21 protein-coding genes and 1 riboswitch are annotated in these 23,611 nt (G+C 70.8%); of the genes, 10 read left to right on the top strand and 11 right to left on the bottom strand.

Annotation, left to right across the window (positions count from 1 at the left end; translation table 11 throughout):
• Positions 1-8: 8 nt before the first annotated feature.
• From AC5P1C_RS06190 to AC5P1C_RS06210, 5 genes are all read right to left on the bottom strand, one after another.
• Positions 9-803 carry an ABC transporter ATP-binding protein gene (locus tag AC5P1C_RS06190; protein WP_493864634.1) on the bottom strand — a complete coding sequence of 265 codons (795 nt, stop codon included), beginning with the start codon at positions 801-803 and terminating at the stop codon, positions 9-11.
• Entirely contained in the window at positions 800-1,837 is a 1,038-nt protein-coding gene (locus tag AC5P1C_RS06195) for a FecCD family ABC transporter permease (RefSeq protein ID WP_493864635.1), read from the bottom strand. The genes AC5P1C_RS06190 and AC5P1C_RS06195 overlap by 4 nt, the downstream gene beginning before the upstream one ends.
• Positions 1,834-2,886, bottom strand: a complete 1,053-nt coding sequence (locus AC5P1C_RS06200; protein WP_493864636.1) for an ABC transporter substrate-binding protein — start codon at positions 2,884-2,886, stop codon at positions 1,834-1,836. Before AC5P1C_RS06200 ends, AC5P1C_RS06195 begins: the two co-directional genes overlap by 4 nt.
• A 66-nt stretch (positions 2,887-2,952) precedes the next feature.
• A riboswitch (cobalamin riboswitch) is annotated at positions 2,953-3,138 on the bottom strand.
• 7 nt (positions 3,139-3,145) lie between these two features.
• Positions 3,146-3,601: a VOC family protein gene (locus tag AC5P1C_RS06205; RefSeq protein ID WP_493864637.1), complete on the bottom strand. Its 456-nt coding sequence runs from the start codon at positions 3,599-3,601 to the stop codon at positions 3,146-3,148.
• A 5-nt stretch (positions 3,602-3,606) separates the two neighbouring features.
• The gene (locus AC5P1C_RS06210) at positions 3,607-4,473 is read right to left on the bottom strand and encodes an AraC family transcriptional regulator (RefSeq protein ID WP_493864638.1); all 867 of its coding nucleotides are present in this window, start codon (positions 4,471-4,473) and stop codon (positions 3,607-3,609) included.
• Between the two features lie 195 nt (positions 4,474-4,668).
• Here AC5P1C_RS06210 and AC5P1C_RS06215 point away from each other — a divergent pair, with 195 nt between their 5' ends.
• The gene (locus AC5P1C_RS06215; protein WP_493864639.1) at positions 4,669-5,799 is read left to right on the top strand and encodes an HAD family hydrolase; all 1,131 of its coding nucleotides are present in this window, start codon (positions 4,669-4,671) and stop codon (positions 5,797-5,799) included.
• On the opposite strand, the gene AC5P1C_RS06220 is transcribed toward AC5P1C_RS06215, so the two are convergent.
• From AC5P1C_RS06220 to AC5P1C_RS06230, 3 genes are all read right to left on the bottom strand, one after another.
• Positions 5,796-7,139 carry a DUF2252 domain-containing protein gene (locus tag AC5P1C_RS06220; protein WP_493864640.1) on the bottom strand — a complete coding sequence of 448 codons (1,344 nt, stop codon included), beginning with the start codon at positions 7,137-7,139 and terminating at the stop codon, positions 5,796-5,798. The genes AC5P1C_RS06215 and AC5P1C_RS06220 overlap by 4 nt on opposite strands.
• 129 nt (positions 7,140-7,268) lie before the next feature.
• Positions 7,269-8,192: an alpha/beta hydrolase family protein gene (locus AC5P1C_RS06225; protein ID WP_493864641.1), complete on the bottom strand. Its 924-nt coding sequence runs from the start codon at positions 8,190-8,192 to the stop codon at positions 7,269-7,271.
• An 84-nt stretch (positions 8,193-8,276) separates the two neighbouring features.
• On the bottom strand, positions 8,277-8,582 hold the full coding sequence (locus tag AC5P1C_RS06230; RefSeq protein WP_493864642.1) for a hypothetical protein: 306 nt from the start codon (positions 8,580-8,582) through the stop codon (positions 8,277-8,279).
• Between the two features lie 143 nt (positions 8,583-8,725).
• On the opposite strand from AC5P1C_RS06230, the gene AC5P1C_RS06235 reads away from it, so the two are divergent.
• Positions 8,726-9,094 carry an arsenate reductase family protein gene (locus AC5P1C_RS06235; protein ID WP_493864643.1) on the top strand — a complete coding sequence of 123 codons (369 nt, stop codon included), beginning with the start codon at positions 8,726-8,728 and terminating at the stop codon, positions 9,092-9,094.
• A 15-nt stretch (positions 9,095-9,109) separates the two neighbouring features.
• Here AC5P1C_RS06235 and AC5P1C_RS06240 read toward each other — a convergent pair whose 3' ends face one another.
• Positions 9,110-9,976: an alpha/beta fold hydrolase gene (locus AC5P1C_RS06240; RefSeq protein ID WP_493864644.1), complete on the bottom strand. Its 867-nt coding sequence runs from the start codon at positions 9,974-9,976 to the stop codon at positions 9,110-9,112.
• A 134-nt stretch (positions 9,977-10,110) separates the two neighbouring features.
• Between AC5P1C_RS06240 and AC5P1C_RS06245 the strand changes: the two genes are divergently transcribed.
• From AC5P1C_RS06245 to AC5P1C_RS06260, 4 genes are all read left to right on the top strand, one after another.
• Positions 10,111-10,581: a hypothetical protein gene (locus AC5P1C_RS06245; RefSeq protein ID WP_493864645.1), complete on the top strand. Its 471-nt coding sequence runs from the start codon at positions 10,111-10,113 to the stop codon at positions 10,579-10,581.
• Positions 10,582-10,751: 170 nt separating this feature from the next.
• A complete protein-coding gene (gene glnII, locus AC5P1C_RS06250; RefSeq protein ID WP_493864646.1) occupies positions 10,752-11,771 on the top strand; it encodes a glutamine synthetase in 1,020 nt (339 codons plus the stop codon).
• 372 nt (positions 11,772-12,143) lie between these two features.
• Positions 12,144-12,716 (top strand): winged helix-turn-helix domain-containing protein, encoded by a 573-nt coding sequence (locus tag AC5P1C_RS06255; protein WP_493864647.1) that lies wholly within the window; start codon positions 12,144-12,146, stop codon positions 12,714-12,716.
• Between the two features lie 102 nt (positions 12,717-12,818).
• Positions 12,819-13,814 carry an NAD-dependent epimerase/dehydratase family protein gene (locus AC5P1C_RS06260; protein WP_493864648.1) on the top strand — a complete coding sequence of 332 codons (996 nt, stop codon included), beginning with the start codon at positions 12,819-12,821 and terminating at the stop codon, positions 13,812-13,814.
• 124 nt (positions 13,815-13,938) lie between these two features.
• Here AC5P1C_RS06260 and AC5P1C_RS06265 read toward each other — a convergent pair whose 3' ends face one another.
• A complete protein-coding gene (locus tag AC5P1C_RS06265; RefSeq protein WP_493864649.1) occupies positions 13,939-16,083 on the bottom strand; it encodes an MMPL family transporter in 2,145 nt (714 codons plus the stop codon).
• 230 nt (positions 16,084-16,313) lie between these two features.
• Between AC5P1C_RS06265 and AC5P1C_RS06270 the strand changes: the two genes are divergently transcribed.
• The 3 genes from AC5P1C_RS06270 (at position 16,314) to AC5P1C_RS06280 (ending at position 19,811) form a co-directional block, all read left to right on the top strand.
• On the top strand, positions 16,314-17,585 hold the full coding sequence (locus AC5P1C_RS06270) for a sensor histidine kinase (protein ID WP_493864650.1): 1,272 nt from the start codon (positions 16,314-16,316) through the stop codon (positions 17,583-17,585).
• Positions 17,570-18,220, top strand: a complete 651-nt coding sequence (locus tag AC5P1C_RS06275) for a LuxR C-terminal-related transcriptional regulator (protein WP_493864651.1) — start codon at positions 17,570-17,572, stop codon at positions 18,218-18,220. The genes AC5P1C_RS06270 and AC5P1C_RS06275 overlap by 16 nt, the downstream gene beginning before the upstream one ends.
• Before the next feature lie 76 nt (positions 18,221-18,296).
• Positions 18,297-19,811, top strand: a complete 1,515-nt coding sequence (locus AC5P1C_RS06280; protein WP_493864652.1) for a DUF1996 domain-containing protein — start codon at positions 18,297-18,299, stop codon at positions 19,809-19,811.
• A 30-nt stretch (positions 19,812-19,841) separates the two neighbouring features.
• Here AC5P1C_RS06280 and AC5P1C_RS06285 read toward each other — a convergent pair whose 3' ends face one another.
• Positions 19,842-20,348: a hypothetical protein gene (locus AC5P1C_RS06285; RefSeq protein ID WP_493864653.1), complete on the bottom strand. Its 507-nt coding sequence runs from the start codon at positions 20,346-20,348 to the stop codon at positions 19,842-19,844.
• A gap of 111 nt (positions 20,349-20,459) precedes the next feature.
• Here AC5P1C_RS06285 and AC5P1C_RS06290 point away from each other — a divergent pair, with 111 nt between their 5' ends.
• The gene (locus AC5P1C_RS06290; RefSeq protein ID WP_493864654.1) at positions 20,460-23,585 is read left to right on the top strand and encodes an alpha-N-acetylglucosaminidase; all 3,126 of its coding nucleotides are present in this window, start codon (positions 20,460-20,462) and stop codon (positions 23,583-23,585) included.
• The last annotated feature ends 26 nt before the right edge of the window (positions 23,586-23,611 follow it).

The following is a 23,611-nucleotide window of genomic DNA, read 5'->3' on the forward strand; positions in this document are numbered from 1 at the left end:
CCGGGGGTTCAGTTCCGCAGGAAGCGGATCGACGGGCGCGGCTCCCGGTCGTTCTCGTCCATGAGCGTCGTCACCACCGCCCGCACGCCGTAGACCTTCGCGATCAGCTCCTCCGTGATCACCTCGGACGGTGTGCCCGACGCGTGGGCCACTCCTTCGCGCAGGACCAGGACGTGGTCGCAGAACATGGCGGCCAGGTTCAGGTCGTGCAGGGCGATCACGCTGGTCAGGGGGAGGTCCGCCACCAGGGACAGGAGGTCGAGCTGGTGGTGGACGTCCAGGTGGTTGGTCGGTTCGTCCAGGAGGAGTTCCTGGGGGGTCTGGGCCAACGCCCTTGCTATCTGGACCCGTTGGCGTTCGCCGCCCGAGAGGGTGTGCCAGGACTGGGTCGCCCGGTCGGTCAGGCCCGTGCGGGTCAGGGCGTCTCGGACGGCCTCGTCGTCCCGGGGCGTGGCGGGTGACCACGGTCTGCGGTGCGGGATGCGGCCCAGGCGTACGACGTCCTGCACGGACAGCTCGACCTGCGTGGTGGCGTCCTGGTCCACCACCGCCACCCTGCGGGCCACCGTGCGGCGGCCCACGTCCCGCAGCAGTTCGCCGTCCAGGGTGACCACTCCCGATGCCGGGGCCAGGACGCCCGCCAGGATGCGCAGAAGAGTCGACTTGCCCGAGCCGTTGGGGCCCAGGAGTCCGACCGTGGCTCCGGGGGGCGGGGCCAGGGTCACTCCGTCGACGATGAGGCGGCCGCCGGCCTCTTTCGTCACCCGGTCGGCCCGAAGGCCCGGTTCGGGGTGCGGGTTCATGTCGTCTTCCGTGTGCGGTAGAGGACCAGTACGAACGCCGGGACGCCGATCAGTGACGTCACCACGCCCACCGGGACCTCCTGCGGATCGAGGACCGTACGGGCCAGCGTGTCCACCCACACCAGGAACACCGCGCCCGCGATCGCCGTGACCGGGAGCAGGCGCGCGTGCCCGGAGCCGACCAGGGCGCGGGCCGCGTGCGGCAGGACCAGGCCGACGAAGCCGATGGCGCCCGCGCTGCTGACCAGGGCCGCCGTCAGGAGGGCCGTGACGGAGAGCAGGATCAGGCGGGTGCGGGCGACGTGGACGCCCAGGGTCGCCGCCGCGTCCTGGCCGAAGACGAACGCGTCCAGGGTGCGGGCGTGCGCCAGGCAGATCGCGAGGGCCACGAAGAGCACCGCCCCGCACAGCCAGACGTCCGTCCAGCCCACCCCGCTCAACGAGCCGAGCAGCCAGAACAGGACACCGCGCGTCGTCTCCGCGTCGCCCGCCGTGAGGATCACGAACGACGTGAGCGCGGAGAAGAGCTGCATCGCCGCCACCCCGGACAGCACCACTCTGTCGGTGCTCCCGCCCAGGGTGTGGCTGAGCAGCAGGACGAGGGCGAAGGAGACGACGGCTCCGACGAAGGCGCCCGCCGAGACCGACACCACTCCCCCGCCGACCCCCAGGACGACGATCGCGACCGCGCCCGTGGAAGCCCCCGAGGAGACCCCGAGCACGAAGGGGTCGGCCAGCGGGTTGCGCAGGAGGGACTGCAGGACCGTCCCGCAGACCGCCAGGCCAGCGCCGCAGACCGCCGCGAGGAGCGTGCGCGGCATCCGCAGGTTCCAGACGATGCCGTCCCGGATGGGCGTCAGCGTCGCCTCGCCCCAGCCGAGGTGGGCAGCCACCGCCGACCACACGTCCGGTACGGAGATGTCCGCCGGGCCGATCGTGACGGCCACCGCCACGGAGAGCGCGAGGGCGGCGAGGCCCGCCGTGCAGAGCAGGATGTTCCGTACGCCGACCGGGCCCCGGAGGGCTCCTTTCACTTGGCGAGCCCGAACTCGCGCAGCGCGTCGGCGACTTGCTCCACGCCGTCCACCGTGCGGATCGACGGGTTCATGGCCTGGCCGCTCAGGAGCACGTACCGCTTCTTCTTCACGGCGGTCAGGTTCTTGGTGGCCGGGTTGGACTCCAGGAACTCGATCTTCTTCTTCGCGCTCTCCGCCGTCTGCGACTTGCGGGTGAGGTCGCCGATGACCAGGGCGTCCGGGTCGCGGTCGGCCACCGTCTCCCAGTTGATCTGGGGCCACTCCTCGCGGGTGTCGTCGAAGACGTTCTTCGCGCCGAGCTCGCGGGTGATGATGCCCGGCGCTCCGCAGCAGCCCGCGATGTAGGGCGCGTCGGAGTTGGCGAACCAGTAGAGGAGCGTCGCGTCGGAGGCGTCAGTGTTCTTGATGGTCTTCGTGGCCTTCGCCACCCGGCCCTTGAGATCCGCGATCAGGCGTTCGCCGCGCTTCTCGACCCCGAAGGCCTTGGCCAGGTCCCGCACCTCGCCGTACACCGTGTCCATGGTCAGCGTCTTGTCGCGGCGGCCGTCACCGTCGCCGCTGTTGTCCTTGCCCGCGCAGTCGGAGGGCGAGACATAGGCGGGTACGCCGAGTTCGGCGAACTTGGCGCGGTCTGCGACGCCGCCCTTGCTGACCGTCGCCAGGAAGGAGGCGGTGACGAAGTCCGGCTCCTGGGCCAGGACCTTCTCGAAGGAGGGGTAGCTGTCGGCGAGCCGCTCGACCTGGGCGTTGTCCTTCTCAAGACCCTTGAGCACCGGGTCCGTCCAGGTGCCGGTGCCGGCCATGCGGTCCGCGAGGCCGAGGGAGAGCAGGATCTCCGTGGAGCCCTGGTCGAGGGAGACCGCCCGCTGCGGCGGCGCCTTGATCTTCGCCTTCTTGCCGCAGGAGGTCAGGGTCAGCGGATAGCCGTCGGCCTTCTTGTCCGTGGTGGTGGCCGACGAGCCGGAGCCGCCGCAGGAGGTCAGTGTGACGGAGAGAGCGATGCCGAGGAGGACGGGTATACGTACACGACGGGCGGTGGAGGACACACGATCCCTTGAGTCTCACGGCTCATACGCGGAGCCTGGCCTGCTTCGTCACCTCCGCCGCTCGGTGCGCGGGCGAAGGCGCCAGCAGGTCTTCGGACTCGGGGATCGGCCGGACGGGGCGCCTTCCCGGGCGTCCGTGGACGCCCAGTGGCCTTGGCCCCGCCCGTTCCCCCTCACCGCTGCGCGTCAGTTCCGGATTCGCACCGGATTCCCTGGCCCTGGTGTGGGTTGACTGGCGCTCGCAAGCTATCACGCGAGGTCAGGACGGCTGCTCGGGCCTGGGTGCGCCGCGGTAGGTGCCGAAGGACCACTTGTTGCCCTCGGGGTCGGCGATGGCGAACTCCCGGCTGCCGTACGGCTTGTCCTCGATCTCACGGATGATCTCGGCCCCCGCGGCCCTGAGCCGCTCGTAGAGCTCGTCCACCCGGTCGGTGACGACGTACGTGCCGAAGGTGCCCGGTTTCAGGCACCAGTCCCCGGCCCCGTCGTCGTACGAACCGAGCATGATCGCTCCGCCCTCGGGCCAGTCGAGTTCGGCGTGGGCCACGCTGCCACCGTCCTCGTAGACGACGGTGCGCAGGAAGCCGACGGTGCCCACCAGGAAGTCGATCAGGGCGGGGGCGTCGTTCGCCTGGAGGGTCGGCCAGACGCTGGGGGCGCGCTCGCCGGAGGCGGTCTCGGGCTGCTTCTGCTTCTGCTTCTCGGTGGTGTCCATGGCTCCTACTCTTCGCCCCGGCCGTAGCTCCCGGCTTGGATATTCCGGCACTCTTCGGCCAGCCAGCCGCTGGGGCTGATGCCGGTGTACTGCTGGAAGTCCCGGACCAGGTGGGAGTGGTCGTAGAAGCCGCAGTCGGCGGCGATGCGGGCCAGGTCCGGGGCCGCGCCCGCCGCGACGGGGCGCACGACGGCGTTGCGTGCGCGCTCGAAGCGCATCAGGCGGCCGGCCTGCTTGGGGCTCAGGCCCGTCTCGGCGCGGAAGAGCGTGGTGAGGCGGCGTTCGCTGAGCGCGACGTGCCGGGAGAGGCCGCGCAGGGTGCCGACGCCCCGGTGTCTGGCCAGCCAGGCCCAGGCCTCGGCGACCTCCGGGCGTACGGGGTCCCCGCCGTCCGCGTCGGCCGCGCGCTGCCTCAAGTAGCCGGACAGGGAGGCAAACCGCTCCTCCCAGCCGACCTGCTCGCACAGCAACTCCCGTACGTCGGCGGCGCGGCGCCCCAGCACATCCGCGCCGGACGTCACCAGGTCGCCCGCAAGCTCCGAGGCCGGTACGCCGAACAGGGCGCGGGCGGCGAGCGGGTGCACGGCGAGCTGGATGCCCGCCTCGTGCTCGGGCCTGACGACGTACGCCGGGTGCTGGTGCAGGCCGCCCAGGACGATGTCCGTGCGGTCGGCGTCGGGGCCGCCCGCCTGCTCGGGGCTTGCGCCGCTGACGACGGGGCCGTCCAGCGAGAAGATCAGCGTCAGGTACGGGGACGGCAGGCCGCGGTGCAGACCGGGGTGCTCGCCCGCCGTGCGGTAGCCGACGGCGGACACCACCATGCCGTCGAGCCGCGGAGCGGCCCGCACGAACTCACGGGAGACGGTCTCCATGCCTTCCAGTATGCGATGGGCGGGGCCCGGAGGCGGGCCCGTACACCTGTTGGGCGTCCGATGCGCCTACCCGCGCGCGGGCGTCCCATGCCCGCCGCTTCCGGTGATGTCGATCATGGGAATCCGCGGTCCGACCTCATACGATGACCCGCCGCTCCGGACGGGGCGCAGACCGCTCTCAGGGGGCACAGAACCATGGCAGTAAAGGCAAAGGGCAAGCTGGCCGTACTCGGCACGGCGGGCGCGCTCACCGCGGCCGTCCTCGCGGGGACGGCGCTTTGGCCCGGCACGGACGCGACGGCCGCGGACGCCTCCGCGAAGGGCACGAAGATCGCGGCCGAGCTGAAGCACTGGCCCAAGCCGGTCGCGACGAAGCTGGGCAAGGTCATCGCGGAGAACGGCGACAAGGGCGCGTACGCCGTCTTCGACGCGGACAACACGACCTACCGCAACGACCTGGAGGAGTCCCTCCTGCCCTTCCTGGAGATGAAGGGGGTCCTGACCCGCAAGTCGATGGACCCGTCGCTGAAGATCATCCCCTTCAAGGACACGGCGAAGCACAAGGAGAGCCTCTACAGCTACTACAACCGGCTGTGCGAGGTCGACGACCAGGTCTGCTACCCGTGGGCCGCGCAGATCTTCTCCGGCTTCACGCTGAAGCAGCTCAAGGGGTACGTCGACGAGCTCCTCGCCCACGACAAGCCGATCCCGGCAGAGTACTACGAGGACGGGAAGCTGACGAAGACCGAGGTGAACAGGCCCCAGTTCTTCACCGGCATGCAGGAGCTCTACAAGTCGCTGCGGGCGCACGGCATCGAGGTCTACGTCGTCAGCGCGGCCAGCGAGGACCTGGTGCGCATGGTGCTCTCGGACCCCAAGTACGGCTACGACGTGAAGCCCGAGAACGTCATCGGCGTCGGCCTGCAGCTCAAGGACCGCAAGACCGGCGACGTCACCAGCTCCCGCAAGGAGATCGCGGAGGGCCGCTTCGACGAGAAGAAGCTCGCCAAGCGTGAGCTGACGCCCAACCTGTGGGCGCCGCTGACCTGGTACCAGGGCAAGCCCGCGGCCATCAACACGTACATCGACGAGTGGAAGAAGCCGATCCTGGTGGCGGGCGACACCCCGAAGAGCGACGGCCCGATGCTGTTCCACTCGGCGGATGTGAAGCACGGCGGGGCGCGGGTCTGGGTCAACCGCAAGGACGACTACATGAAGGAACTGGACGGGATGAAGCGGAAGAACGCGGACCGGCAGCGGGAGCTCGGCCAGAAGGTCACCGCGGACAAGCGGTGGCTGACGGTGGTCCCGGACGAGATCCGCTAGTCGTCCCCGGTGGCGGCGCTGACCAGGCCTGAGGCGATCGCCTCGGTCAGTGCCGCGTGGTCCTCTGCGTTCTGCGCGGCGTAGCGCAGTGCGAAGTCCGTGATCGCTCTGTCGAACGTGTCGGAGCCGCCGAGGTAGGCGGCGATGGCTATGCGGTCGCCGGAGCGGGCGTGGGCGCGGGCCAGGGCCGTGCCGCAGAGCCGGGCGTAGGAGCGCAGCTCCGTGGCGGACATGGACTCGACGTCCGCCGAGCCCTTCATGTCGCGGAGCTGGCGCCAGTAGAAGGCGCGGCCCTGGGGGCCCGTCATCCAGCCGAGGAAGATGTCGCTCGCCGCCTGGAGGAGGCGCTGGCCCGCGACCACGCGGTGGCCGGGGTGGACGTACGGTCCCGGCGGCAGGTGCTCCTCCAGGACCGAGCGGACCGCCTCCTTGATCTGGAGGAAGAGCGGGTCGTCGGCGTCGCGTCCGGCGAGGAGCACGATGTAGCAGCGGGTGCCGACGCTGCCCACGCCCACCACTTTCCGTGCCGCGTCCACGAAGTGGTAGCGGTCCAGGAGGAGTCGGCGCTCCTCGGAGAGCGTGGAGCGGTAGTCGCCGAAGATCTTGCGTACAGCCGCGAGGTCGGCGGCACTGGCCGGTTCGATGAGCGGCGGGTCGTGGATGATGCGGCGGACGCCCTCCACTTCTTCCGTCAGCTTGCCGAGCGCCTGGAGGCTCGTGCGGCGGCGGGCCCGGTCCAGGGTGGTCGCCGCGCGCTTGCGGTGGCGGGTGGAGCGGATGAGGGACAACAGGGCGTGTGCGTCGGTGCGTTCGTACCAGACCGCCAGTTCGCCGAGGTCCGCCAGACGTCTCATCGACGCGCGGTACGCCGCCACCGCCGCGAGGCACGCCTCGCGTGACCCGTTCTCCGGGTGGCCGTTGTCGCGGGACGCGACGGCGATGCTCGCGGCCAGGCGTTTGACGTCCCACTCGAAGGGGCCTGGGCAGGTCTCGTCGAAGTCGTTGAGGTCGAAGAGCAGGGCGCGTTCCGGAGAGGCGAAGAGACCGAAGTTCAACAGGTGGGCGTCGCCGCAGAGTTGGACCGTGAGACCGGTGTTCCACTGGGCGGCGAGGTCCCCCGCCATGACGGCGGCGGCGCCCCGCAGGAACGAGAAGGGCGAGGCCGCCATGCGGGCGTACCGGATGGGCAGCAGTTCCTGGACGCGGTCTGCGCCCTGCCGCTCCAGGACCGCCACCGGGTCGGCGCGGTCGGCGGAGGGTATCCAGGCGCCGTGCGAGGAGCGGGAGGCACGCTTGCGGGCGGTCTTGCCCTGCCGGGCACGATCCTCCGGAGTGGCCATCCCTCTCCCCTATCCGCCGGCAGCTCCCCGCGACAGGCTCTCGGGCCTCAGGAGCAGCCAATGCCGCTGGGGGCGCGCACGCATGCCGGGCCCGCCGAACGGGTGAACTGCCGCCGAATGCGTCGGGCCTCAGCTTCCGCCCGCCACCGCCCACGCCGCCACCTTCTCGGCCAGCGCGCCGCCCGCCCGGGTCCACGCGAAGTGGTCCAGGGGGCCGCCCGCCTCCCGGGTGGAGTACTGCCGGCGCGTGAGGCGGGCCGCGGGCGCCTTGCCCACGAGGTGGTCGAGGGCGGGAGCGGGGGCCCAGGTGTCGCCCTCCACGGAGACCGCGAGGACGGGCAGGTCGAGGGTGCGCAGCGCCGCCTCGTAGTCGTGCACGGAGCCCGGGGAGGAGTAACGGCCCGTACGTCCCTGGCGTGCCCAGTCCCGCATGACGCCCTTGGACTGGTTGCCGCCGAAGCCGAGCCTGATCCCGGGCCACCGGCCGAGCAGCGTCGTCGTCGCCGCGGCGAGCAGCTGGCCGACGAGCAGCAGGGGCCCGCGCACGGGGCCGTACGCACGGAACCAGACGGAGCCCGAGGCGACGAGGGCGACTCCGTCGACGCCCGGCCCGATCCCCAACGAGGCGTGCACGAGCCCCAGTTGGCCGCCCAGGCTGTGGCCGAGGAGGTACAGGGCGGTCTCCGGGCCCAGTTCGGCGCGTATCGCCTCGACGACCGCCACGAGGTCCCGCTCCACGATCGTGTCGTAGCCGTGGTCCAAGGCGTCCGCGTCCGTCACCCGCGGGGTGCTCTCCCCCTGCCCCCGCAGGTCCACGGTCAGGGCGGTGAGCCCGTGCCCGTGCAACTGGCGCGCGAACGCGCGGTAGTAGCGGGCCGGGGTGCCCATGGCGGGCAGGATCAGGACGGCGGGCGCCGGGCGGGGCGAGGCCTCGCTCCCGCGCAGGCCGCGGACGGGAAACCGTGCCCCGTCCGGGAGTCGAGCGGTCACGAACAGCGGCAGCTCGCCTGCTGCGGGCTCCTGCTGGGCGGGGGCGGATTCCGGCTGAGTCATGCGGTCAGCATGAACCACGCGTACGGGTGGGGACCCTGGGGCCCCACCCGTACGCGCTCGCCCGGAAGTTGGGCGGGCGTCGCTTCAGCGGCTGTACCGCATCAGGGCGCGCACCATGTGGCAGGTGATGTCCGACGGCGGGTGGATTCCCACGTCCTCCGCCATGCTCCGGATCCGGTTGTTGTTGGCTTGGTTCGGCAGATAGACGCCCGAGTCGAGCAGGGCTATCGCCAGGCGCATGGCCTTCAGGCGCCGGTTGTGCGTGATGTACCACTCGCGCGGCCGTCCGGCGGGGAGCGGTCGCTTCTCCAGTGGTGCGTACGTCGGATCGATGAACACGGGCCGGGAAGCGTTGCGCTTCGACTTCGATGTGAGTGCGGCAGCGGGCACAGGCATCCTCCTGTCGCGGTCAGGACCCCCCGTCGGGAACCCTCGAACACTGCTTCTAGTTTACTGCCGGGCACTGACAATCGCCGCTGGCCAGACGGCCTTTGAGGAGGTGTGACGGGTGGGTCGCGGGTAGCGTGTGCGGCATGGAGATCTGGATCAATCCCGCCTGTTCGAAGTGCCGCAGCGCGCTCACGCTGCTCGACGCGGAGGGCGCCGACTACACCGTCCGCCGCTATCTCGACGACGTCCCCTCGGAGGACGAGATCCGCGCCGTCCTGGAGCGGCTCGGACTGGAGCCGTGGGACATCACGCGCACCCAGGAGGACGCCGCCAAGGAGCTGAACCTGAAGGACCGCGCGGCCTGGCCGCGCGACGCGTCCGGCCGTGACCGCTGGATCACCGCGCTCGCCGAGCACCCCAAGCTCATCCAGCGGCCCATCATCACCGCCGACGACGGCACCGCGGTGGTGGGGCGCACGGAGGAGGCCGTACGGGACGCGCTGTCCCGGTAGCCGCCGACGCGCCCCTCAGCCGAGGAACTCGCCCACCCTGCGGCTCAGTTCGGCGGGCTCGGTGTGCGGCAGCGCATGGTGGCTGACGCCCGGCAGCACGGCCGTCCGCACGTCGGGCAGCAGCTCGGCGGCACGGGCGGCCACCTTGCCCGCGTCGTGCGCGCGCCCTCGCCCGGCGAGCAGGACGAGCACGGGGAGCCGCAGGGCCCGCAGCGCGTCCGGCGCGGGGCGCGGTCCGGTGACCGGCTTCGCCGTGGGGAACGCGGCGGCGTACTCCTGGAGTCGGAGCCAGTCGGGATCCAGCGCGACGCCCCCGGTCTCCCAGGTCAGGAACGCGCGCGTGCGCCGGGCGGAGGGGCGAAGGAGCATCGGCAGCGCGTGCAGCAGATAGCCGGGGCGGAATCCGGCGAAGCACTGGGTCGGGTCGACGAGGACCAGGCGCCGCACGCGGTGGGGTGCGTGCAGGGCGTAGTGGAGCGCGATCCAGGCGCCGTACGAGTGGCCGCCCAGATCGACCGCCGTATCCGCGTCGGCCCCCAGTCCGTCGAGGAGCGCGTCGAACCAGTCCGTCAGGTCGGCCACGGAGCGGATCGGCCGGCTCGCGTCGGGCACGCTGCGCCCTGCCTCGCCGATCAGGTCGACGGCGTACACGCGCCGCGTACCGGCCCATGCGGCGACGTTCGCGAACCAGCTCCCCGCGGTCGCGCCGCCGCCCGGAAGGAGCACCAGGGGCGGGGCATCGGCCGGGCCGCACACCGTGACGTACGTGTCACCGAAGGGGGTGGGGACCGTGCGGTGCTCCGTCCCCTCGGGCCACCGCGCGAGCACCTTGTCGTACGCGGTGAAGAACTCCCCCGTCGCCCCGGTCGCCCCGGTCGCCATCGGGCTCCCCCTCCGTCGGTCGGGCCAGTCTCTCGCACTCCGGCACGGAGCTGACGGCCGACCGATGAACCTTCTTCGTCAAACCGTTACGTATGCCTCCATAGCGTTGGGCACTCCCTGGAAAGGAGCGCGCCATGCGGAACCTGATGTTCGGAGGCGTATACGGCACCATCCTCGCGAGCGCGCTGATCGCGGCGCTGCACTCGGAGCAGCAGACCTATACGCCCTACTACGACGCCGCCTGGATCATGGTGACCGCGGGCACCGCGGCCCTCGCGCACGGATACGCGCACCACATGTCCACGCACCGGCCGGGATCGGGACTGCACCGCTGGCGGCAGCTCGCCTGGGAGCTCATGGACGAGTGGCCGGTGATCGTCGCCTGCTGGCCCACCGTGGTGCTGCTCGTGCTCGCCGGGACCTTCGGCTGGTCCGAGGCGCCCGTCACCTACTCCGCCCTCCTCCTGAACGCGGCACTGCTCCTCGCCTGGGGCACCTTCGCCGCGCTCCGGGCGGGCTACCGGCGGCGCTCGGCCGTGCTGCTCGGCATGGCGGACGCGACGATCGGGCTGCTGATAGCGGCGGCCAACGCAGTCATCAAATGACGCGGGACATGAAGCGGGACGTGAGGTGGGCCACATCCACCGCAGGTAACACGGGGTTCACATTCGAGCAATGGACGGGAAATCGCCCGTTGGCAGGCTGCGCGGCATCACCACGGCACCGCAGCACCCGCACGTTCTGCGCCGTACCGAGCGTTTTAAGGATGGGCCCCGTGACCTTCAAGGCTGAGTACATCTGGATCGACGGCACCGAGCCGACCGCCAAGCTCCGTTCGAAGACGAAGATCATGGCGGACGGCGCCGAGCTCCCGAACTGGGGCTTCGACGGATCCAGCACGAACCAGGCCAAGGGTCACGCGTCCGACCGCGTGCTGAAGCCGGTCTTCACCTGCCCCGACCCGATCCGCGGCGGCGACGACCTCCTCGTACTGTGCGAGGTCCTCAACACGGACATGACGCCGCACGAGACCAACACCCGAGCCGCGCTGGCCGAGCTCGAGGAGCGGTTCGCCTCGCAGGAGCCGATCTTCGGCATCGAGCAGGAGTACACGTTCTTCGAGGGCGACCGCCCGCTCGGCTTCCCCGTCGGCGGCTTCCCCGCCGCGCAGGGCGGCTACTACTGCGGCGTCGGCGCGGACGAGATCTTCGGCCGTGACGTCGTCGAGGCGCACCTGGAGAACTGCCTCAAGGCAGGCCTGGGGATCTCCGGCATCAACGCCGAGGTCATGCCGGGCCAGTGGGAGTTCCAGGTCGGCCCGCTCGCGCCGCTCGAGGTCTCCGACCAGCTGTGGATCGCCCGGTGGCTGCTCTACCGCACCGCCGAGGACTTCAAGGTGTCGGCCACGCTCGACCCGAAGCCGGTGAAGGGCGACTGGAACGGCGCGGGCGCGCACACGAACTTCTCGACGAAGGCGATGCGCGAGGGCTACGCCCCGATCATCACCGCCTGTGAGTCCCTCGGCGAGGGCTCGAAGCCGCTCGACCACGTCAAGAACTACGGCGCCGGCATCGACGACCGCCTGACCGGCCTGCACGAGACCGCCCCGTGGGACGAGTACAAGTACGGCGTCTCCGACCGCGGCGCGTCGGTCCGCATCCCGTGGCAGGTCGAGGTGGAGCAGAAGGGCTACATCGAGGACCGCCGCCCGAACGCGAACGTCGACCCGTACGTCGTGACGCGGCTGCTCGTCGACACCTGCTGCACCGCCCTGGAGAAGGCCGGCCAGGTCTGATCCACGCCTGTGTACGTTCCTGAAGGGGGCGCCCGCCATATCGGTGGGCGTCCCCTTCGGCATGGCGGTCCGGAGGGGCCAATTCACGCCAAGCGTTCGCCAAGGAGTCGTATCAGCGTGCGAGAGGGAACGACCGCTACACCTCCCATCTGCTTCAATGGGGTCATGGGCAGCTACGGGAACACCGCGACGGGTCGTCACCACGACCTCGAGCCGTTCTGGCCTTCCCGTCAGCACCATGACTTCGACCGGGTGTGTTGCCGCGCGATGAACGCGCAGGCCCGCTAAAGCCGTTCACCCGGCCTTCGCCTGACGCGCACGACGTACGTCTTCGACGACTGACGACTCCTCCGCGCGAAAGAGCTGACCTCCATGGCGAACTCCCGTTCCTTCCCGGCATCCACCGCTTCCACCGCCACCGCCACGCCACTGACCAGCCCCGGCCGGGGGCGGCTGCGTGCCGTCGCCCCGGACGAGGTGGTACAGATCACCGACTTCCTGCCGCCGGGCGCGACCTGGCTGCCCGCGCCCCAGCACACGCTGCCCACGCTGCCGGGTCAGCCGCCGATGGTCGGCTACCTGGTCCTCGTACCGGCCGGGCAGGAGCCCGTCAGCGCCGAGCCCGAGCCGTCGCGGGAGCGGACGTCGTCCGTGGGGCCCGTGTGGATCGACACCGTGCAGCGCGCGGCGCAGGTCGACGGCCGCGGGCTCGACCTCACCTATCTGGAGTTCGAGCTGCTCGCGCACCTCGTCGCCCACCCCCACCGGGTGCACACGCGCGACCAGTTGGTGACCACGGTGTGGGGGTACGGACACGTGGGCGACGGGCGTACCGTCGACGTCCACATCGCGCGGCTGAGGCGCAAGCTGGGGGCCGAGCACCGGCAGACGATCCAGACGGTTCGGCGCGTGGGCTACAAGTACGCGCCGCCGACGTCCCGTTGACCTCCGGAACGCCGCTGACCTCCGGGTTCCCGGGCGGGGCCGGGCTCTGCCGGTAGCAGAACCCGGTTCCCCCGGCGGGGCCTTGCCTGCAGAGTCCTCGGCATGAGACTTCTGATGCTGGGTGGTACGGAGTTCGTGGGGCGGGCCGTCGTCGAGTCGGCCCTTGCGCGTGGCTGGGAGGTGACGGTCTTCCACCGCGGACGCCATGAGGCACCCGCCGGGGTGATCTCGCTGCTCGGTGACCGTACGGAGGAGGGCGGCCTCGACGCGCTCGCCGCCGTGGACGGCGCGTGGGACGTCGTCGTCGACACCTGGTCGGGGGCGCCGCGTGTCGTACGGGAGGCGGCGCGGCTGCTCGCGGGGCGGGCGGGGCGGTACGTGTATGTGTCGAGCGGCTCGGTGTACCGCTATCCGGCGGCGGCGGGCTCGGACGAGAACCACCCCTTGGTCGAGGGCGACCCCGACGCGGACGCGGTGGCGTACGCCGAGGACAAGCGGGGCGGTGAGCTGGCGGTGCTCGCGGAGTTCGGCGCCGCGCGCACGGTACTCGCCCGCGCGGGGCTGATCCTCGGTCCGTACGAGAACATCGGGCGGCTGCCGTGGTGGCTGAACCGTGTCGCCCGGGGAGGCCCCGTGCTGGCCCCCGGGCCAAGGGATTCGGACCTGCAGTACATCGACGTGCGGGACCTGGCGGAGTGGGTCGTCGACGCCGCCTCCGCGGGTCTGCACGGCCCGTACAACATCGTCTCCCCCATCGCGCACACCACGATGGAGGAGTTCCTGGAGGCGTGCGTGGCCGTGGCGGGGGCGGACGACGTGGAGCTGCGGTGGACCGACCCCTCGGTGATCGCCGAGCACGGCATCGAGCCGTGGATGGAGCTCCCGGTGTGGCTTCCGCCGGGCGAACTGCACGACACCATGCACCGCACCTCGACGGAGAAGGCGGCGGCCGCGGGGCTGCGGGCCCGGCCGGTGGCGGAGACGGTCGCGGACACGTGGACCTGGCTCCGCTCGATCGGCGGAATCGCCCCCCAGCGCCCGGACCGGCCGGTGGTGGGCCTGGCTCCGGAGAAGGAGACGAAGGCGCTGGGGCTGTAACAGGGGCCGCGCCCCCTTGGGGGCGCGGCCCGTAAGGGGGCGCGGGGCTGTGACACTTGCGGCTCCGCCGCGTGGGCGCGACCAGCTCCCACAGGCCCGTAACTCCCCGCACCCCCAACAGCACCTACACGGTGGCCGATGGAACCGGCCGAGGGTCAGACTGCTCAGGTGCCATCGGCTTCCGCGTACGCCAGTTCCGCTCCCCCAGAAGCGCCATCAGGGACGGAAGCAGCACCATCCGCACGACCGTCGCGTCCAGCAGGACCGCCACACCCAGACCCACGCCCATCTGCTGCATGTCCTGCATGGACAGCGTGCCGAAGACCGCGAAGACCGCCACCATGATCACGGCCGCCCCCGTCACCGCGCCCGCGGTCCGCGTGATGCCCTCGCGGATCGCCGCGCGGTTGTCCAGGCCCCGGTTCCGCGCCTCACTGATCCGCGAGACCACGAACACGTGGTAGTCCATCGACAGACCGAAGAGCACCACCAGGACGAACAGCGGCATCCAGTTCTCGATCGCCCCCACCTTCTCGGAGCCGATCAGCTCCGCGCCCCAGCCGTGCTGGAAGACCGCGGTCATCACGCCGTAAGCAGCGCCCACCGAAAGGAGGTTGAGGCCGATGGACGTCACCGCGATCACCACCGAGCGGAAGCTGAAGAGCATCAGCAGGAACGTCACCGCCGCGATGAAGGCGAACACCGGCACGATGCCCTTGCTCAGCTGATCGCTGAAGTCCTCGGACTCGGCGAGGTCTCCACCGACGTACGCGTCGGCGTCAAGCCCTTCGAAGGCCGCGGGGACCACGTCGTCCCGGAGTTCGCCGAGCGCCTTCTTCGACTCCGCGCCACTGCCGTCACCGGGCAGCGGTACGTGGATCTCGGCCACGCCGGCGTCCTTGTGGACGGTGAGTTCGGCGCCCTTGCCCGCGTCCCGCACCACTGCCGCGAGCGCGTCGCGCATCTCCTTCGACGCGATGTCGTCCGCCTCGACGACCACTTGGGCCGGCGCGGGGCCGCCCGGGAACTCGTCGGTGATCTCCCGGAAGGAGACCGACAGCGGGGCGTCCGAGCCGAACTGCTTCTCCAGGCCCAGCGCTTCGGTCTTCATGCCGAGCGCGGGAGCGGCGAGGGCGAGGAGCAGGACCGCCGAGCCGACGGCGAAGAACTTCGGCTTGGCGAGAACGGGCCGAAGCAGCTTGCCCGCGATGCCGCCACTGACGTGCGCGCCCTTCTTGCTCCTGCGGTTCAGGAACGGGATGCGCCCCGCATTGATCCGGTCGCCGAGCGCGGAGAGCAGCGCGGGAAGCACCGTCACCGAGCCCAGCATCGCCACGCACACCACCAGGATCGTGGCGATCGCGAAGCCCTTGAAGAGCAGCAGGCCGGAGAGGAACATGCCCGCCATCGCGACCATCACCGTCAGGCCGGAGACCAGGACGGCCCGCCCGCTGGTGGCCGCCGCGATCCGCAGCGCGGTCTCGGCGTCATGTCCCGCCGCTCGCTCGTCCCGCTCGCGCCGCAGGTAGAAGAGGCAGTAGTCGACGCCGACCGCGAGCCCCATCAGGAACATCACGGAGTACGTCGTCTCGAAGACGTGCAGCTGATGGCTGGCGAGCGAGAGCAGGCCGAAGGCCGCCACGCACGCGGTCAGCGCGAGCCCGACCGGGAGCAGCGCCGCGACGACGGCGCCGAAGGCCACCAGGAGGATGCCCAGGGCCAGCGGCACCGCGGTGAACTCGGCCCTGGTGAGGTCGTCCGAGAGCAGGTCGCCGAGGTGCTTCTCGGAGCTCGCGTCGCCGAACTGGTAGACGGAGACGCCCTGTGAGGCGCCCGCGTCCTTCGCCTTCTGCACCGCGTCGAGCACCGGTTGCACGCGGTCGGCCGCGTCGTCGGACGCCCCCTTCATCTCGAAGCGGAGCAGTGCTTCCTTGCCGTCCTCGGAGGGCAGCGGTGCCTGCATCTTCCGGGTCTCGCCGGTCGCCGTCAGGGCCTTGGAGAGTTCGCTCGCCGCGTCCCGCCAGCCGTCCGGCGTCTTGGAGCCGACCATGACGAGCTCGCCCGCGGGCTTCTCGATGCCCGCCTTCTCCAGGATCGCCGCGGCCTTGCTCGAGTCGCCGACCCCCATCTCGTCGTCGGTCGCGGTGACCGTGCCCGAGGCCCCGCCGATGGTCGTGGCGAGCACGACGAAGAGCAGCCAGCCGAGGATGGCCGTCTTGCGATGGTGTGCGCTCCACACACCGAGTCGTGCCGCGAGGTTTGGCCTCATGGCGTTTCGCCCCCATAAGTAAGCGTTGGATAAGCCGGTTGATGACGAGGACAACGCTAGAAATCCGACGCCCGTCCACCCAGCCGCCGAAGCCCCCACTGCCCGAAGCACAGGGCGAGGGGCGGGGGTGTCGTCAGGTACACCCCCGCCCGGGTGCCGAACCCAATGACCGGCGCCGATCCCAGCGGCGAGAATGTGTTCATGCCGCTGGAAGAGATGGGGATCAGAAAATGACGAGGGTCCGTGAATCCGTGATCGCGGGAGCCCGGGGGCTCTACCTGTCGGTCGTGATGCTCGCCGGTTCGATCACTCTCTTCGTGCTTGCGGTCGTCTCGATCGCCTTCATCCTGCTGGGCATCGGCGTCTTCACGACCCCGGCGGTCCTCACCGCCGTACGCAAGTGGGCGGACCTGCGCCGCGCCCTGGCCGGCGCGTGGTCGGACGTGAGCATCCCCAGTCCCTATCGCGCCTTCCCCGCGGACCTGCGCAGTGGCGTCACCGGGCAGGTGGAGCGCACCTCGCTGATGCTGAAGGACCCGGCGACCTGGCGGGATCTCCAGTGGCTCCTCGTCGACATGACCGCCGGTTACGTCGTGGTGATCTTCGCGCCCGCGCTGCTCCTGTACCCGCTGTACGGCTACGTCCTGGCCCTGGGCGTCTGGCGGCCGATCTACAACGCGGGCGGCGGCGACTGGTACGGCTTCATCCACGTCACCTCGCAGACCGACGCCAACCTGGCCGCCCTGCTGGGCACCGCACTCGGCGTCGCGGGCGTCTTCGCGAGCCCCGCCATCCTGCGCGGCCACTTCCTCCTGGCCAGGACCCTGCTCGCGCCCACCGCCACCATGCGGGAGCGTGAACTGTCCCGGCGTGTCGACCGGTTGACCGAGACCCGGCACGACGCCGTGGACTCGTCGGCCGCCGAGCTGCGCCGCATCGAGCGCGATCTGCACGACGGGGCGCAGGCCCGCCTGGTCGCGATGGGCATGGACCTCGGCACCATCGAGGCGATGATCGAGAAGAACCCGGCGAAGGCCAAGGAACTGATCGCCAAGGCCCGGCAGAACTCCGGCGAGGCGCTGACCGAGCTGCGCGACCTGGTCCGCGGCATCCACCCACCGGTGCTCGCCGAGCGTGGCCTCGGCGACGCGGTGAAGGCTCTCGCGTTGCGACTGCCGGTGCGGACGGACGTGGACGTGGAGCTGTTCGGGCGCGCCGATGAGCCGGTTGAGGCGGCCGCGTACTTCGCGGTGAGCGAGGCCCTGACGAACACCATCAAGCACGCGGGCGCGGACCGCGTCTGGGTGGACATCCACCACGCGCAGGGCATGCTGCGCATCGCGGTCACCGACAACGGCAAGGGCGGCGCGTCCATCGGCGCCGGGTCGGGGCTGAGCGGGATCGAACGGCGACTCGGTACATTCGACGGCGTACTGGCCGTCAGCAGTCCCGCGGGCGGCCCGACCATGGTGACCATGGAGATCCCTTGCGAGTTGTCCTAGCCGAAGATCTCTTCCTGCTGCGCGACGGTCTGGTCCGGATGCTGGAGGCATTCGACTTCGAGATCGCCGCCGCTGTCGAGACCGGGCCCGAACTCACCAAGGCCCTGGCCGAGTTGGAGCCGGACGTCGCGGTCGTCGACGTCCGGCTCCCGCCGTCCCACACGGACGAGGGGCTCCAGTGCGCGCTCGCGGCGCGGCGGGCACGGCCGGGTCTTCCGGTGCTCGTGCTCTCCCAGCACGTGGAGCAGTTGTACGCGCGCGAGCTGCTCGCCGACGGGAACGGCGGAGTCGGCTACCTCCTCAAGGACCGGGTCTTCGACGCCGACCAGTTCATCGACGCCGTACGCCGGGTGGCCGCGGGCGGTACGGCGATGGACCCGCAGGTGATCCAGCAGCTCCTGTCGCGGCGCTCGGCGGACCAGCCGCTCGGCAAGCTGACGCCGCGCGAGCGCGAGGTGCTCGAACTCATGGCGCAGGGCCGGTCGAACGCGGCGATCGCCGGAGAACTGGTCGTGACGGAGCGGGCGATCGCCAAGCACACGTCCAACATCTTCGGGAAACTGGACCTTTCGGTCTCGGACGACGACAACCGGCGTGTCCTCGCCGTAATCGCCTATCTGGATCAAGAGCGCTGAGCGGATCACCGGAGGGATTGCCGGGGAATTCCGTGCGGGATTGAACGGGGCCGACTCCTGTTGCGTACGTAGTCCCATGGGACGCACACCACGACGCACATCACGCAAACGATCAAAACTCGCCGGGCGCGCGATCGCCGCCTCGGCGGCTCTCATCCTGGGCGGCGGCGGAATGGTCGCGGTGAATGTCTACGCGAACGCCGGCGAGAGCTCCGGTCCGCCGTCCGCAAGGACCCAATCCGGCGAGCAGGGCGGCAATCTGGGATTGGCCACCATCAGCTGCCCGGATGTGGGCACCCAGCTGTCGGATGTGCCGGACGGCGCCCGCGAGGACGTCGACCGGAAACTCGCGGAGCTGGACACTCAGATCACCGCCGCGTACGAGAAGTTCGCCCAGGCACAGGACACCGAGCAGGCCGAGGCCGTGCTCGGGCCGCTCGAGGACCAGCGGCGGCCGACCATCGAGGGCATCGGATCCTCGATCGACCAGGCGGGAGGCCGGCCGCCCCAAGGGATGGACGGCATGGCGCCGTGCACCATGCGGGCCGACGAATCGGCCGGGCAGCAGCAGGACGGCAACGGTGACGGCGATGGCGACGGCGGGCAGCAGCCTCCGCAGGACGGCGGCGAACAGCCCCCCGGTGACGGGCAGGAGCAGCCCCCCGGTGACGACGGACAGCAGCCGCCGGACCAGCAGGGCGGCAACGGGCCCGAGGCCGCCGACTTCGTCGACATCAACTCCGTACAGCCCAACGTCAACCGCCCCGACAAACAGCGCGGCGCCTCGCGCGGCACCTTCACCACGAAATGCGGGACGAACGAGAACGGCAAGTTCAATCCGGACAATGTCATCGCCGCTCCCGGCGTGAGCAATGGCGCTCACCATATGCACGATTACATCGGAAATCAGGCCACGGACGCCTTCTCCAGTGACGACGATCTCGCCAACGGCGACACCACCTGCCAGAACCAAGGCGACAGGTCCACCTATTACTGGCCGGTCCTGAGGCTGCAGAACGGACAGGACGAGGCCGACGCGGACGCGGACGGCGGCGGCAAGGACCAGAATGTCGGCGAGATCCAGACACCGTCGTCGGTCACGCTGAAATTCGTGGGCAATCCGACGAGCAAGGTCGTCGAGATGCCGCGTTTCCTGCGCATCATCACCGGTGACGCCAAGGCACTCACCAATGGTGACGCGAACGCCAACGCGTCCTGGAGCTGCACCGGCTTCGAGGACCGCCAGCTGAAGGACAAGTACCCGATCTGCCCCGAAGGCAGCCAGGTCGTGCGGACCTTCAACTTCCAGAGCTGCTGGGACGGCCAGAACACCGACAGCGCCAACCACCGTACGCACGTGGCGTTCGCCGACGCGGAGTCCGGCGCCTGCCCGCAGGGGTTCCAGGCCATTCCGCAGCTGGTGCAGCGCATCGTCTACGACGTGCCGCCCGGCCCCGGGTTCGCCGTCGACTCGTTCCCCGAGCAGCTCCACAAGCCGATCACCGACCACGGTGACTTCATCAACGTCTTCGACGAAGGGCTCATGGACCGCGTGGCCCAGTGCATCAACGGCGGCAAGCGCTGCAACTGACCGCAAGCTGACCCCCGTACCGCTGCGCGGTCAGCCCGTGTGGTGACCGGAGTGGCCCGAATGCCCCGGGCTCTTGTCCTCGTGATCCCCACCACCGCTACTCCCCGAGTGGTGCGAGGACTTCTCCACCGTCCCACCGAGCTGACCGCGCAGCCGCATGACCACTTTCTCGTCGCCGACCGCGATCCACTTCTTGCCGATGAGGTACGTACCGCCGTAATCGGTGGCCTCGTCGAACCATTCGGCCTGGCCACGGGCATTTGTAAAGGTTACTAGGACGTAGCGGCGGGCACCTTTGTCACAGGTGGCCTGCCGCAGTTCGGCCGCGTCCGTCTGGATGTCGGGATCGCACCGCACCTTGGCCGCCAGCTGCTCCAGGCTGCCGCTCGCCGTGTCCGGCACCGCGTCGTCGCCGTCCGAGCCGCACGCCGCAAGCATCAGCAGCAGTCCCACACCCATGCCCGTCCCCAGGCCCGCCCGCATGCGCCCTCGCATGCCCTTGCTCGCGCCCGCAAGCGTCTTTCGCGCTGCCTTCATCGTCCCACCAGTCCCTTCAGGCGAGGTGAACTCGCCATCTCCGCATGCACCGTTGAGCGCAGGACGCCGCACGGATACCGTGCGCCGCACCATTCGACCCAGGGGGTACACATGTCCGATCCGTCCCGACGTTCCGTGCTCGGCGCAGCCGGGGCCATCGGCCTCGGTACCGCCGTCGGCGGGGTGGCCGTTCCGTCCCACGCCGCCGAAGGACCCGTCCAGGGCCCCGCCTCCGCCTTCGATACGGATTCCGCACGCTCAGCACTCAACAGACTCCTGCCGCATCACGCGGAACAGTTCCGTCTCAGACTCGTCCCCGCGAAGGGCGGCACGGACCGCTTCCGGGTTTCCGGCACGTCGGGACGCGTCGATGTGTCGGGGACGACGCCTGCCGTCCTCCTCACCGGGGTCCACTGGTACCTCAAGTACGTCTGCGGAGCCCATATCGCCTGGAACGGCGATCAGTTGGACCTGCCGCGCAGGCTGCCGGCGCCGTCGCGCCCACTGGAGCGGTCCACCTCGCTCCCGCACCGGTTCGCCCTGAACGACACGAACGACGGGTACACCGCGCCGCACGCCGACTGGGCGTACTGGGAGCGCATGATCGACGTACTCGCCCTGCACGGCTGCAACGAGGTCCTGGTGATCGCGGGGGCGGAGGCCGTCTATCACCGGGTCCTGAAGGACTTCGGCTACAGCGACGCGGAGGCGCGGGCGTGGCTGCCGGCCCCCTCGCACCAGGCGTGGTGGCTGCTGCAGAACCTGTCGGGGTACGGAGGGCCACTGTCGCCCGAAGTCATCGCGGACCGCGCGGAGTTGGGGCGCAGGATCGTGGACAGGCTGCGTTCGCTGGGGATGGAGCCGGTCCTCCCCGGCTACTACGGGCACGTCCCTGACGGATTCGTGGCCCGCAACGGCGGGGACGCGCGGGTGGTGCCGCAGGGGACCTGGCACGGGTTCAAGCGGCCCGACTGGCTCGACCCCAGGACCTCGTCCTTCGGAAAGGTCGCCGCTTCGTTCTACCGGCACCAGGAACAGCTCTTCGGAGCCGCCGAGAACTTCAAGATGGACCTGCTGCACGAGGGCGGCACCGCGGGGGACGTCCCGGTGCCGGACGCGGCGCGCGGAGTGGAGGCGGCCCTGCGCACGGCGCGCCCCGGTGCGACCTGGGTGATCCTCGGATGGGAGGCCAATCCGCTGCCGGAGCTGCTCGACGCGATCGACCGGCGGCGGATGCTGATCGTGGACGGGGTATCCGACCGGTACACGAGCGTCACCGACCGCGAGAAGGACTGGGGCGGGACGCCGTACGCGTTCGGCACCATCCCCAACTTCGGTGGGCGCACGACGATCGGGGCGCGGGCCCACATCTGGAACGAGAAGTTCTTCGCGTGGCGGGACAAGGGCGGGAGCGCCCTGGCGGGGACGGCGTTCATGCCGGAGGCGACGGACCGGGACCCGGCGGCGTTCGAGCTCTTCTCGGAACTTGCCTGGTCGGACGGCGAGTTGGATCTGCCGTCCTGGTTCGACGGCTACGCGGGTTTCCGCTACGGCGGGCGGGACGCCGACGCCCGGGGCGCGTGGCGGGCGCTGCACGACACCGCCTACCGGCACACCGCCGTCGAGCGGAGCGACCCGCACGACTCGCTGTTCGCCGCCCGCCCCGACCTGGCGGCGAACCGCGCCGCCGAGTACGCGCCGCGCGCGCTGACGTACGACCCCGGCCGCTTCGACGCGGCGCTCGCGGGGCTGCTCGGGGTGCGTGGGGCGCTGCGGGGCAGCGCGGCCTACCGGTACGACGTGGTGGACGTGGCCCGGCAGGCGCTGGCCCACCGGAGCAGGCAGTTGCTGCCGCAGCTCCGGTCGGCGTACCGCCGCAAGGACGCGGACACGTTCCGGGCGCTTTCGACGCTGTGGCTGCGGCTGATGCGGCTCTCGGACGAGCTGACGGGCACCAACTCCGCGTTCTTGCTGGGTCCTTGGGTGGAGTCGGCGAGGCGGATGGGCACGACTGAGGCGGAACGGGCGGAGTTCGAGCGGACCGCGAAGGTGCTGATCACGGTGTGGGGCGACCGGCCGACGTCCGATGGCGGGAAGCTGCACGAGTACGGGAACCGCGAATGGGCGGGCCTGATGGCCGACTTCTACGTCCCCCGCTGGCAGAAGTGGCTGGACGAGCTGGCCGACGCGTTGGCCGCGGGGCGTGAGCCGCGTGCGGTGGACTGGTTCGCGGTGGAGGAGCCGTGGACCCGGGAGCGCAAGGACTATCCCCTGCGGGGAGCGGGTGACCCGTACCGGACGGCTTCACGGGTACGGGACGTGCTGGCCCGAGCGCCGTACCAGGGCTCGCTGGAGGTCGTCGCCGAGCCGCCGTCGCTCCCGCCGGGCGGGAGTGCGCGGGTCGAGGCGGTCTTCCGCAACGTCAACGGGCTGCGGGCCACGGGCCGCGTCGACTTCGAGCTGAGCGGCATCGACGCGGAGCCGACGGGCCCGGTGTCCCTGCCGCGCGTCGCTCCGGCGGGCTCGGGCAAGGTGGCGTGGCGCGCGAAAGCGCCGGGTACGCCGCTGGACCGTCCGCTGCGGCCGCTTCCGTACGAGATCGAGGCGCGGTACGGCCCTGCGGGTGAGCGGCGGGTGCGGTCCGTCCACGAGGGGGTGCTGTACGAGGCGGGCCCGGTGGGAGCGGGCTGGCGGAAGTTCACGAACAACGGGGCGGTGTTCGGCGAGCTGGACGGCCGTTACGCGATCGACGGGGCGGGCGCGGACCTGTGGAAGGGCACGACGGAGTTCGGAACCCTGTACCGGGAGGGAGCGCTGCGGGACGGGGTGACGGTGACGGTGCGGGTCGATTCCCAGGCGGTGACGGGCCCTTGGGCGAGAGCGGGCCTGATCGCGCGCAACGCGATGGGGGTGGCGGGGTCGCCGGGTTTCGTGAACCTCGCGGTCACTCCGGCGAACGGCGTGGTGCTGTCGTACGACACGAACGGCGACGGAACCCTGGACACGTACAAGCGCATCACGGGACTCAAGGCCCCGGTGCTGCTGCGGCTCGCACGGGCGGGGGATGTGCTGACGGGGTCCTGCTCGGCGGATGGCGGGGCGAATTGGCGGGTGGTGGCGAGTGTGGAGCTGGTGGGGGTTGCTGGGGCTCAGGATGTGGGGCTGTTCATGAGTGCGACTCATGGGGGCGGCGGGGGGAGGGGGACTGTGGAGTTCAGCGGGTGGGGGGTCAGCTGAGGGGCTGGCCGCCTGGGGACGGTCCC

This window comes from Streptomyces sp. A18, assembly GCF_059026065.1.

What these genes read in the sequence shown, in the direction of transcription:
- AC5P1C_RS06190 (WP_493864634.1), bottom strand. Translation starts at nt 803, where the DNA reads ATGAACCCGCACCCCGAACCGGGCCTTCGGGCCGACCGGGTGACGAAA.
- AC5P1C_RS06205 (WP_493864637.1), bottom strand. Translation starts at nt 3,601, where the DNA reads ATGGACACCACCGAGAAGCAGAAGCAGAAGCAGCCCGAGACCGCCTCC.
- AC5P1C_RS06210 (WP_493864638.1), bottom strand. Translation starts at nt 4,473, where the DNA reads ATGGAGACCGTCTCCCGTGAGTTCGTGCGGGCCGCTCCGCGGCTCGAC.
- AC5P1C_RS06215 (WP_493864639.1), top strand. Translation starts at nt 4,669, where the DNA reads ATGGCAGTAAAGGCAAAGGGCAAGCTGGCCGTACTCGGCACGGCGGGC.
- AC5P1C_RS06220 (WP_493864640.1), bottom strand. Translation starts at nt 7,139, where the DNA reads ATGGCCACTCCGGAGGATCGTGCCCGGCAGGGCAAGACCGCCCGCAAG.
- AC5P1C_RS06225 (WP_493864641.1), bottom strand. Translation starts at nt 8,192, where the DNA reads ATGACTCAGCCGGAATCCGCCCCCGCCCAGCAGGAGCCCGCAGCAGGC.
- AC5P1C_RS06235 (WP_493864643.1), top strand. Translation starts at nt 8,726, where the DNA reads ATGGAGATCTGGATCAATCCCGCCTGTTCGAAGTGCCGCAGCGCGCTC.
- AC5P1C_RS06240 (WP_493864644.1), bottom strand. Translation starts at nt 9,976, where the DNA reads ATGGCGACCGGGGCGACCGGGGCGACGGGGGAGTTCTTCACCGCGTAC.
- AC5P1C_RS06245 (WP_493864645.1), top strand. Translation starts at nt 10,111, where the DNA reads ATGCGGAACCTGATGTTCGGAGGCGTATACGGCACCATCCTCGCGAGC.
- AC5P1C_RS06255 (WP_493864647.1), top strand. Translation starts at nt 12,144, where the DNA reads ATGGCGAACTCCCGTTCCTTCCCGGCATCCACCGCTTCCACCGCCACC.
- AC5P1C_RS06260 (WP_493864648.1), top strand. Translation starts at nt 12,819, where the DNA reads ATGAGACTTCTGATGCTGGGTGGTACGGAGTTCGTGGGGCGGGCCGTC.
- AC5P1C_RS06265 (WP_493864649.1), bottom strand. Translation starts at nt 16,083, where the DNA reads ATGAGGCCAAACCTCGCGGCACGACTCGGTGTGTGGAGCGCACACCAT.
- AC5P1C_RS06270 (WP_493864650.1), top strand. Translation starts at nt 16,314, where the DNA reads ATGACGAGGGTCCGTGAATCCGTGATCGCGGGAGCCCGGGGGCTCTAC.
- AC5P1C_RS06280 (WP_493864652.1), top strand. Translation starts at nt 18,297, where the DNA reads ATGGGACGCACACCACGACGCACATCACGCAAACGATCAAAACTCGCC.
- AC5P1C_RS06285 (WP_493864653.1), bottom strand. Translation starts at nt 20,348, where the DNA reads ATGAAGGCAGCGCGAAAGACGCTTGCGGGCGCGAGCAAGGGCATGCGA.
- AC5P1C_RS06290 (WP_493864654.1), top strand. Translation starts at nt 20,460, where the DNA reads ATGTCCGATCCGTCCCGACGTTCCGTGCTCGGCGCAGCCGGGGCCATC.